General features: G+C 38.4%; 11 protein-coding genes and 1 tRNA gene. 3 read left to right on the top strand and 9 right to left on the bottom strand.

The window, feature by feature from the left end; translation table 11 throughout:
• A partial coding sequence (gene groL, locus V179_RS0105340; protein ID WP_028390611.1) for a chaperonin GroEL occupies positions 1-1,552 on the bottom strand: 1,552 nt, incomplete at its 3' end.
• 58 nt (positions 1,553-1,610) lie between these two features.
• Complete coding sequence (groES, locus tag V179_RS0105335; RefSeq protein ID WP_028390610.1) at positions 1,611-1,895, bottom strand: co-chaperone GroES; 285 nt, start codon at positions 1,893-1,895, stop codon at positions 1,611-1,613.
• 350 nt (positions 1,896-2,245) lie between these two features.
• Here groES and V179_RS0105330 point away from each other — a divergent pair, with 350 nt between their 5' ends.
• Together V179_RS0105330 and V179_RS0105325 are read left to right on the top strand one after the other, a co-directional pair.
• A complete protein-coding gene (locus V179_RS0105330) occupies positions 2,246-2,968 on the top strand; it encodes a CPBP family intramembrane glutamic endopeptidase (protein ID WP_028390609.1) in 723 nt (240 codons plus the stop codon).
• Entirely contained in the window at positions 2,965-3,177 is a 213-nt protein-coding gene (locus tag V179_RS0105325; RefSeq protein ID WP_028390608.1) for a YdiK family protein, read from the top strand. Before V179_RS0105330 ends, V179_RS0105325 begins: the two co-directional genes overlap by 4 nt.
• Positions 3,178-3,225: 48 nt before the next feature.
• On the opposite strand, the gene V179_RS0105320 is transcribed toward V179_RS0105325, so the two are convergent.
• Positions 3,226-3,885 carry a redox-sensing transcriptional repressor Rex gene (locus V179_RS0105320; RefSeq protein ID WP_028390607.1) on the bottom strand — a complete coding sequence of 220 codons (660 nt, stop codon included), beginning with the start codon at positions 3,883-3,885 and terminating at the stop codon, positions 3,226-3,228.
• Between the two features lie 417 nt (positions 3,886-4,302).
• Between V179_RS0105320 and V179_RS0105315 the strand changes: the two genes are divergently transcribed.
• Positions 4,303-6,222, top strand: a complete 1,920-nt coding sequence (locus V179_RS0105315) for an ABC-F family ATP-binding cassette domain-containing protein (protein WP_028390606.1) — start codon at positions 4,303-4,305, stop codon at positions 6,220-6,222.
• Between the two features lie 161 nt (positions 6,223-6,383).
• Here the strand turns inward: V179_RS0105315 and V179_RS0105310 are convergent, their stop codons facing one another.
• The 6 genes from V179_RS0105310 to V179_RS0105285 all read right to left on the bottom strand — a co-directional run bounded on the left by V179_RS0105310 (position 6,384) and on the right by V179_RS0105285 (position 10,623).
• Positions 6,384-6,914 (bottom strand): DUF3267 domain-containing protein, encoded by a 531-nt coding sequence (locus V179_RS0105310; RefSeq protein WP_034300717.1) that lies wholly within the window; start codon positions 6,912-6,914, stop codon positions 6,384-6,386.
• Positions 6,915-7,286: 372 nt separating this feature from the next.
• Positions 7,287-8,306 carry a tRNA (adenosine(37)-N6)-threonylcarbamoyltransferase complex transferase subunit TsaD gene (gene tsaD, locus V179_RS0105305; protein ID WP_034300720.1) on the bottom strand — a complete coding sequence of 340 codons (1,020 nt, stop codon included), beginning with the start codon at positions 8,304-8,306 and terminating at the stop codon, positions 7,287-7,289.
• On the bottom strand, positions 8,303-8,755 hold the full coding sequence (gene rimI, locus V179_RS0105300; RefSeq protein ID WP_028390603.1) for a ribosomal protein S18-alanine N-acetyltransferase: 453 nt from the start codon (positions 8,753-8,755) through the stop codon (positions 8,303-8,305). The genes tsaD and rimI overlap by 4 nt, the downstream gene beginning before the upstream one ends.
• Positions 8,756-8,787: 32 nt before the next feature.
• Positions 8,788-9,480, bottom strand: a complete 693-nt coding sequence (gene tsaB / locus V179_RS0105295) for a tRNA (adenosine(37)-N6)-threonylcarbamoyltransferase complex dimerization subunit type 1 TsaB (RefSeq protein ID WP_028390602.1) — start codon at positions 9,478-9,480, stop codon at positions 8,788-8,790.
• Positions 9,477-9,935 carry a tRNA (adenosine(37)-N6)-threonylcarbamoyltransferase complex ATPase subunit type 1 TsaE gene (gene tsaE / locus V179_RS0105290; protein ID WP_028390601.1) on the bottom strand — a complete coding sequence of 153 codons (459 nt, stop codon included), beginning with the start codon at positions 9,933-9,935 and terminating at the stop codon, positions 9,477-9,479. The genes tsaB and tsaE overlap by 4 nt, the downstream gene beginning before the upstream one ends.
• 614 nt (positions 9,936-10,549) lie before the next feature.
• Positions 10,550-10,623: transfer RNA gene (locus V179_RS0105285), tRNA-Met, on the bottom strand.
• Between the last annotated feature and the right edge of the window lie 94 nt (positions 10,624-10,717).

Below are 10,717 nucleotides of genomic sequence, written 5' to 3'. Positions count from 1 at the left end.
CAACTGCTTCAGTTGTTAAGAACATAGCTGCAACAGATGCTGCGTTTTGTAGTGCATAACGAGTTACTTTTGTAGGGTCAACGATACCAGCTTCGATCATGTTTACCCATTCGCCGTTTGCAGCATTGAATCCTGTGCCTACTGTTTCTCCTTTTAGGCGCTCTACGATTACTGATCCTTCAAGTCCAGCGTTGTGAGCAATTTGGCGTACAGGCTCTTCGATTGCACGAAGAACGATGTTGATACCCGTTGCTACGTCACCTTCAGCTTGAATTTCAGCAACTTTGCTGTATACGTTTAGGAAAGCAGTACCACCACCAGCTACGATTCCTTCTTCAACCGCTGCACGAGTAGCGTTTAATGCGTCTTCGATACGAAGTTTACGTTCTTTTAATTCTGTTTCAGTTGCAGCACCCACTTTGATAACTGCTACTCCACCAGCTAATTTAGCTAGGCGCTCTTGTAATTTTTCACGGTCGAATTCAGAAGTTGTTTCTTCTAATTGAACACGGATTTGGTTTACGCGAGCTTGGATTTGAGCAGAATCTCCAGCGCCTTCAACGATTGTTGTGTTTTCTTTAGAAACAACGATTTTAGCAGCGCGTCCTAATGATTCGATTGTAGCCGATTTAAGATCAAGACCAACTTCTTCTGTGATCACTTCTCCGCCAGTAAGTGCAGCGATATCTTCAAGCATCGCTTTACGGCGATCTCCGAATCCAGGTGCTTTAACAGCTACTGCGTTGAATGTTCCACGAAGTTTGTTCACAACAAGTGTTGCAAGTGCTTCACCTTCAACATCTTCAGCAATCATCAATAGTGGTTTACCTTGTTGAACTACTTGTTCAAGCACAGGAAGGATTTCTTGGATGTTTGTGATTTTTTTGTCAGTGATTAAGATATATGGGTTGTCAAGGACAGCTTCCATTTTGTCTGAATCAGTAACCATGTATGGAGATGCATAGCCACGGTCGAATTGCATACCTTCAACAACATCAAGCTCCGTTGTGAAACCTTTTGATTCTTCGATTGTGATTACGCCGTCGTTTCCAACACGCTCCATAGCTTCAGCGATTAATTGACCAACTTCTTCGTCAGCAGAAGAAATCGCAGCTACTTGTGCAATACTTTCTTTGTTTTCGATTGGTTTAGAGATCGCTTTTAACTCTTCAGTCGCTACATTTACTGCTTGCTCGATTCCTTTACGGATACCCATTGGGTTAGCACCAGCTGTAACGTTTTTAAGTCCTTCACGGATCATCGCTTGAGCAAGAACTGTAGCTGTAGTTGTACCGTCACCAGCAACATCATTTGTTTTGCTCGCTACTTCAGCAACTAATTTTGCACCCATGTTTTCAAATGCATCTTCAAGTTCGATTTCTTTTGCGATTGTTACACCATCATTTGTGATAAGTGGTGAACCAAATTTTTTCTCAAGAACTACGTTACGTCCTTTTGGTCCTAATGTTACTTTAACCGCATTTGCAAGTGCATCTACTCCACGCAGCATTGCACGGCGAGCGTCTTCACTGAATTTAATATCTTTAGCCATGTATAAAACCCTCCCTAATATTTTTAAATGGTTTTCGTTCAGTTATGTTTGTATGTGATTAGCTGATTACAGCTAAAATATCGCTTTCGCGTAAGATTAAGTATTCTGTACCATCATATTTTACTTCAGTACCAGCATATTTTGAGAAGATAATACGATCGCCTTGAGCAACCTCTAAAGCTACACGTTCACCATTTTCAAGAATACGGCCATTACCAACAGCCACGACTTTACCTTCTTGCGGTTTTTCTTTTGCAGTATCTGGAAGTACAATACCGCTTGCAGTTTTCTCCTCAGATTCAACTAGTTCAATAATAACGCGATCACCTAATGGTTTTAACAAGTGAAACACCCTCCTCAAATTGTGTTGATATATGGTTTCCTCAATTATTAGCACTCACCACAATCGAGTGCTAACACAATTATTATATTAAATAAAAGCAAGTTCTTTTGCAAGTAATTCTATTGTAAATTTTACTATTAATTTTATTTAGCAGACGGGAATACTAATTCTCATGGAAATTCTTTCGTACGTATAATTGGAGTTATCTAGTTTTTTTTGATACCCTTTTCTTAATAAGATGCGTATAAGTTTTCGTATACAGCACACGTTGCCTAATTAGTGTGTGTGGTCTTATCTTCTTTTTATATTCATAAAATGATCATATACCTTAGATTAAAGGAGATATCTTGTTGAAAAAAGAATATTGGTTTGTCATCATTACATATGTCATTATGCAGCTGTCAGGTGGATTGGCTGTCGATATGATAGCGTTGTTTGCCGTTTCTGCTGGTGTTGAGTTAACAAATGAACTAAAAGTGTTAATTGGAGCCTATTGGATCGTTTTCAGCTTCATTGTCGCACTTATATTTAGCCTATTTTTTATGCGAAACGAGATGCGCACGAAGGATCTGCGTAATCAGACTACGATACCCATTTCCATTATTTGGGGATTTGGCGGCATCTTCCTTGCCATGTTTGCACAATCAATAGCTGGACTGTTGGAAAAGTCAATTGGCATTGAACAGAATTCACAAAATACAGAGCAAATTTTGAAACTAATCACCCAATTTCCAATCGTGATGCTTGTGACCTCTATTGTAGGACCCATCCTGGAAGAAATCATTTTCCGAAAAATTATCTTCGGCACTCTTTATAAACGATTGAACTTCTTCCTATCAGCACTTATTAGTTCAGTCATCTTCGGTTTTGCTCATTTTGAGCCCGAGCATATTCTCTTATACTCCGCAATGGGTTTTACCTTTGCATATCTATATATAAAGACCAATCGAATTCTCGTTCCCATATTCGCACACGTAGCGATGAATACACTTGTCGTCATCGTTCAGTTGAATTTTGAAAAACACTTGGATTCCTTGGAAAAAGCGCAAGCATTTATCGGAGGGTTTTTATGAAACGTCAATCACCTTTATCAATTGGTATCATCTATATCGCATTAGGTGTTCTATTTACCGTATTTGCGATTCAATCGGTCTCATCAAACGGCTGGGGCTTCTTTTCTTATTTTCTTGTCGGCCTAGCCACTATTGACTTCGGTTCAGGTGTAAGAATGCTTATTCTTCATTCTAAGATTAAAGCCATACAAAAAAACAAGAAAAAGTAATAGAATGGAAAACACGCTGCCGGATGAAAGAATCGAGCAGCGTGTTTATTATTCTTCTATACTATCTTCTGAATCTGTATAATTCTTCAAAAAATAAATAAGAGACTGTAATTCCACGGCAAGGTCGATATGATGAATCCGAACCGTACTCGGTACATTTAATCTAGCAGGTGTGAAATTCAAAATACCGCGAATATCTGCTTGTATCAATTGATCCGTAATTGGCTGAGCAACTGATGCCGGTACAGTCAATATCGCAACCGCAATATTTTCTTCTTTCAATCGTTCTTTGATTTCATCCATATGATGGACATACACATCTTCTACCCGTTTTCCAACCTTCTCTGGATCTACATCAAATGCCATCGCAATTTTTGTATTATTATTTTTCAAGAAATTATAGTTTAGAAAAGCCGTCCCTAAATTACCAACTCCTATTAATGCAACTTGAGTTAGATCATCTTGGTCTAAAGTTTTTTGAAAAAATGATAATAGATAATTCACATTATATCCATAGCCTTTTTTACCCAAGGCTCCAAAATAAGAAAAGTCTCTGCGGATCGTAGCGGAGTCAACTTTAACCGCTTCACTTAATTCCGCAGATGATACTCTTTGTTTACCGGCAGAATATAGATTTTTTAAAAAACGATAATATAAGGGCAGCCGTTTGGCAGTTGCTTGCGGAATCTTCATTGGTTCTTGCATCATTACTTTCCCCGCTTTCGCATGTGCTATTTCTTCATTTAGAAGTCAAAACGTTCAATATTTCATGCTTGAGTTGCACATTTCATATCATTTGGCATTAGCAGTGAAAGATCTATCTGGTAGCGTTATCATTTCAATGCTTGTACCTTTTTGTTCATCAGGAATTTATCGTTTCCTGTCGACCTTTTCTAAGAGAAGTGCTCTTTTTAAATCATACACTATAATGCTTTATTTGTAACAACTTTGTTTAATTTCCTTATACGAATGCTATATCCCGCATTAACGGGCCGTAAGACCCCTACCTCAAAGCGGCGATAAAAGAAAAGCTTACTAATTGAAGTTTCACTTTATACAAGTACATCTATTGCCGTTAAATACCATGATACGTTACACTATGGATAACGCAATCGAGGTGAAATCATGATTTTATTACAAATCAATCAATTATCTAAGTATTACGGAGCTGAACTTATCTTATCAAATATGAAGCTCGAAGTTCAAAATAAAGATAGAATTGCATTAGTCGGCAGAAATGGTGCAGGTAAGTCCACATTATTGAAGATCATTGCTGGACATCTTTCCTTTGATGGTGGTGAATTAATCAAACCAAAGGGTGTATCTATTGGGTATTTAGCACAAGATACCGGGCTTGAATCGGAGCTTTCCATCTGGGATGAAATGCTAACTGTATATGAGGATCTTATTTCCAAAGAAAAGGAGCTGCGCAGACTAGAAAAAACGATGTCTCAGCCCGAAACATTTGAAAATGAACTCTTTTATCAAAAGGTCCTTTCTGAATATGATACGTTGCAAGTGCAATTCAAGGAGCAAGGTGGTTATCAATACGAAGCTGATATCCGCTCCGTCCTTCATGGACTTCAGTTTGCAGACTTTGACCGTTCTACATTGATTCACAGTTTGAGCGGTGGTCAAAAGACAAGATTGGCTCTTGGAAAGTTGCTTTTGACCAAGCCTGATATTTTAATTTTGGATGAACCGACAAACCATCTTGATATTGAAACATTATCATGGCTAGAACAATATCTCCAAAGTTATCATGGTGCTGTACTTATTGTATCTCATGACCGCTACTTTTTAGATAAAGTTGTGAATCAAGTTTATGAAATCTCGCGTAATGCTATCAAGAAGTATCATGGTAATTATAGCAATTATCTCGTGAAAAAGGCAGAAGACTTCGAGCGTGACATGAAACTATTTGAAAAACAGCAAGAAGAGATCGAAAAGCTACGTGATTTCGTCCAACGAAACCTTACAAGAGCCTCTACTACAAAAAGAGCCCAAAGCAGGCGGAAGCAGTTAGAAAAAATGGATGTAATGGATCGACCTCAAGGTGACGAAAAATCCGCATCTTTCTCTTTTCAAATAGAAAGGCAAAGTGGCAATGACGTTCTTTCCATTCAAGACTTGGCAATTGGCTATGATGACGCTTGTGTTTCTCAGAATATCTCAATGAAGATTTCAAAAGGAGACAGCCTTGCTCTTGTTGGTCCAAACGGAGTCGGAAAATCGACTTTATTAAAAACGATTATTGGAAAACTAGCAGCTATACATGGTGACATTCGTTTTGGCACAAATGTTCAAGTCAGCTACTATGATCAGGAACAAGCGAACCTTGTTTCTAATAAACGTGTGCTTAATGAACTTTGGGACGAGCACCCTGCTGTACCTGAGAAAGAAATTCGGACGATTCTTGGTAATTTTCTATTCACGGGTGATGAAGTATTGAAAACTGTCTCAACCCTAAGCGGTGGAGAGAAAGCAAGATTGGCTTTGGCGAAGATGATGATGGAGAAAGGGAATTTTCTTATTCTGGACGAACCTACTAACCATCTTGATCTTGACAGTAAACTCGTTCTAGAAAATGCCTTGATTGATTATCCCGGTACGATCCTTTTCGTTTCACATGACCGATACTTTATTAATAGAATTGCCACTAAAGTCATTGAGCTTTCCAAAGTCGGAAGCGAGGAATTTCTCGGTGATTATGATTATTATGTTGAAAAAAAGCAAGAACAACTAGAGATTCAAGAATTTGAACGGAATCAAAATGGCGCAAACCTAGAACAACCAGCAGACAAATCGTCTTTTAAAGTGGATAAAGAAGCGAAAAAGGCAGAGCGTCAGCGTAAACGCCGTATTGAAGAAATTGAAGCAACAATGGAAAAGCTTGAGAGCGAAGTTGAGCACTATAACGAGCTTCTCTGTGACCCTGATGTATTTCAAAATCACGAAAAAGTACTCACAATCCAAACAGAACTTGATCGTGTTCAGACAAAACTTGATCTACTTCTTGAAGAATGGGCGGAGCTTGCGGAATAAGACACGAAGATGGCATGTAAATACCGAATTTAACTATTCTTATTAGAGTATCGCAAAAGAGTCAGACCTCACTCTCTATGAACCGTTTAATGTGTCAGTTACACTTTACTTAAACGATATTGTAGATGTGGGGTCTGACCTTTTATATTTGACAGATGCTTTTATTCATAGACCGTACATTGTGGTTTTGTCGGGTGATCGATTACTTTAGCCTTATTAGAAAATGGCTTTAGCTTTTGATAAAGCGCATAATCCCCTATACAGCCTGCCACCATCAAGATGCCTAGCAAAAGAAAACTAGGTGATTTAAAGATTAAACCAAACAGCAAAGGTATGACAGCAGTTGGAACAAACGGCATAAACAAAACCCACTTCATCTGCTTTACAGTAATAGGCATCGTAGAATGTGCGTACGCTATTCCAAGCTTCCAATTCACGCCATATTTCAGTTTTGTCCATTCTACATGACCAATCCAATGAAAAGCTATCAAGTGCAATGCTTCGTGGAAGCAGATTAAGATAATATATGAAACTACGAACAGTAGCAAACTGGTTAAAGTAACACGAACTTCCAAACTTCCGTGTAACCATATATAAAGAAAGCCAAATGCAACGAGAAGCACAACCGATACAAACAAAACTGCAATAATTATTCTATTCATTGAAAGCTTCACTATCGTTCCTTTTCCCATACTTCTCACCCTCTTTGTCTTTTTCCCAATCATCCACAACCTTATCCACATTATCAACGTTATTATTCCTGGTTTCATAAACCTTTTCCACAATATCCACAGAACTACACATACTTACCCACAAAATCACATGGTTATACACATATCCAAAGAATAGTTATCCACAAATGATGGAATTTTCTATAATTTTAAACATTAATGCGCTTACTTGTGGATAATTTTACTTTTTAGATGATTATCCACAGATAATTCTTGTACTAATGTCCACTTAATTTTCTCACAAAAATTTAAAGTGACTTGAAAAGGGTGTTTTCTTGCTAAAAAGTCGATAAAAAAGGTGAGCTGCCTTTTATGCTAACTCACCTTTTCCAATTAAATCGTTTCAATATCTAAACCTGGATTTCCATTCATCGCCATGCCAGATCTTTTTCCGTTTTCAAATAACACACTCCCTGCCGCTCCAATCATTGCGGCATTATCTGTACAGAGAGATAGAGGAGGAATAATCAATTCAGTATTCGCAATGTCTTCAAATGCCTTAGCAAGGGCCTTACGAAGGCCCTTATTCGCAGCTACTCCACCAGCCAAAAGAACTTGATTAACACCATACTCCTGAGTTGCCCTGACCGTTTTCTTAACTAACACATCAATCACACTTTGCTGAAAGCTTGCTGCTAAATCTTCAGGCTTAATGGTTTCACCACGCTGCTCTGCATTATGAATCGTATTAATTACAGCTGATTTCAAACCGCTAAAGCTAAAATCATAAGAATCTTCAAGCCACGCTCTTGGTAGTGGAACAGAAGTAGGATCCCCTTCCTGAGCCAATCGATCTATATGTGGACCACCTGGATAAGGCAAATGCAAAGTTCTAGCCACTTTATCATACGCTTCTCCAGCTGCGTCATCTCGCGTCTCACCTATTACCTTAAAATGCCCTGGACGTTCAATCAGTACAAGCTCTGTATGTCCCCCTGAAACTACTAGCGAAAGTGCCGGGTACTGAATCTCTTTAATTAGCCGATTGGCATAAATATGTCCTGCAATGTGATGCACACCTACTAAAGGAATGCTGTGTGCGAACGCCACTGCCTTTGCTGCGTTTACTCCTATTAATAATGCACCCACAAGACCTGGGCCTTCAGTGACAGCAATAGCGTCAAGGTCGGCATAAGTAACATCTGCTTCCCGCAACGCCTCTTCCAATACAAGAGTAATCTGCTCCACATGATGCCTTGATGCAATTTCAGGAACAACCCCACCAAATCGCTTATGGCTTTCAATTTGAGAAGCAACGATATTACTAAGAATATCGGTTCCATTTTTAATAACGGCTGCTGCGGTTTCATCGCAGCTCGTTTCTATTCCTAAGATAAGTTGATCTTTTTTCACGTTAAATTCACCCACATTACATATGCATCTTCCTGGTTGTCGGTATAATAGTTTTTACGAATGCCTCCAGTTTGAAACCCAAGCTTCTTATAAAGCGACTGGGCAACTATATTGCTAACACGTACTTCAAGCGTCATCCGAATAACTCCCATACTTAAAGCAACATCAATCATCTTCCGAAGTAGTTCTTCACCAAGCTTGAGCCCCCGATAATCAGGCAAAATAGCTATATTGGTAATATGGGCTTCATCAATAACGATCCACGCGCCGCAATATCCGGCAATCTTTCCTTCATCCTCAATAACCAGATACTTTGCATATTGATTATGATTCAATTCATTATAGAAAGCTTCCCTGCTCCAAGGCAACGTAAAGGACTGTCTCTCTACAATCAAAACTTGGTCGATATCTTCTGTTCTCATTAATCGAAACGTCATCGTTTTACTCATCGCAACCGGTCTCTTCCATTTAGAATTTTTATCTATTTATTCTGTTGCTCTAACCACTTAACCTCTGCCTCTGCCATTCTCACATAATTCGGGACAAACATATGAACGTCCTCTTGAACCTTATCTCTTCCTAAAAACGCCAGCTCAGCAGGTCTTGGGTTATACGCTTGTGCTGGAATAAAATAAGCTTTTTCACCTAATACTTCTTTAAGCGTGTCAGCATGAATCATAATATCTTGACCGACAAATAATACAGGTATGTTCAACTCTTTAAGTTTCTGTGCCCATTCAACTGCCAAGATATTTTTATCCTCACTACAACTCTCTAAACCACTCTCAGTAAATTGATACAATCCTGTATAAATTTGTCCACGGCGCGCATCGAATAAAGGAGATATCATCCCATTGAAATAACGGCCATTTGCTGCCAGAGCCTCTAGGCTCGAAATTCCAACCAAAGGAATATTTAATGTCCAAGCAAGGGTTTTAGCAATAGTAACGCCTATTCTAACCCCAGTATATGAACCAGGTCCTTTTGCTACGACAATTTTCTCCAATTCAGACGGCTTCGTATCACAATCTCTTAATAGTGATTCAATGGCCGGCATTACACGTAAAGAATGATTTTTCTTTAGGTTTGTAACATACTCCCCAACCACTTGGTCTCCATCGGTTAAAGCTATTCCTAATGTAAAATTCGATGTATCAATCGCTAATACCTTCATGAAATAATCTCCTTACATAACTCAACATACCGAGTTCCAGAAGGCTGTAATACAATTTGCCTTTTTGAATCACCCAGTCTAAAAATCTGAATTGTTAATATGTCTTCAGGAAGCTGCTCTTGAATTAAATGGGCCCATTCAACAACAGTCACTCCCTCTCCCTCGAAATACTCGTCAAAGCCAAGATCCTCTTCTTCTCCGCTCACTCTATATACATCCATATGATACAACGGTAAACGGCCCATATATTCTTTTATTATCGTAAATGTCGGACTATTTACATTCCGCTTAACGCCCAACCCTTTTGCAAGCCCTTTGGTAAAAGCTGTTTTGCCAGCTCCAAGATCCCCTTCTAAAGCCAAAACATCTCCAGCATTAAGCTTCTCCGCCAAAGCACTAGCAAAACTTACTGTCTCCAATTCACTTCCAGAAACCCATTCAAACTTCTGCTCCATCTATACTATCACCTCAAAAAAGCCAATCAGCTAAACACATAGCTGTTCATTATCCTATTAGTAGTTTACCTTTTTTCAAAACAAGACACAAACAAGAAAAGTACAAGACTATATGAAGAACCTTTACTGTGAGCACCATTTTCTCCAGAATTAAAAATCCATTTCACTATCTCTTTACTTTGAAGGCTGTTTGTTCAAGATAACCTAGCAATATTTGGACACCATTATTGAGAAGTAAACCGATCTTTAGTTATCCACAAATCGAAATGAACAATTCTTAATATTTAACTCTGTGGATAATTTTTCGATTCAAACTAGGTATCTACAATGTACGTTTTTCGTTGTTAACCTTTTTAGTTAACATGTTACAGGTTTCATGAAATTATGTAAGACAAAACAAACATCTACTATACCTAGTTTATCTGAACCGTCTTAATTTAATCAGTGGGGGTTTTCTTCATCCGCCACTGATTGTTAATGCTGGATAAAAAATTATTAATTAGTTATCCACATGTTAATAATTCTTGAAACTACTGAGGTTAAGTGAGGACAAATAAATCTCAATTCATTTAGACAATAAAAAAAGCGAAACCTAAGTTTCGCTTTTTTTATAATTGCGGGGACAGGATTTGAACCTGCGACCTTCGGGTTATGAGCCCTACGAGCTACCGGACTGCTCCACCCCGCGACGATAAAATTATTACTTAATAATAGTATATCCATCATTTAAGAAATTATACAAAATATTATTAAATATCAGCTTGGCGGCGTCCTACTCTCAC

Source organism: Bacillus cihuensis, assembly GCF_000504145.1.
Taxonomy (GTDB): Bacteria; Bacillota; Bacilli; order Bacillales; family DSM-1321; genus Peribacillus; species Peribacillus huizhouensis.
This window is presented reverse-complemented; position numbering and strand designations above follow the sequence as displayed.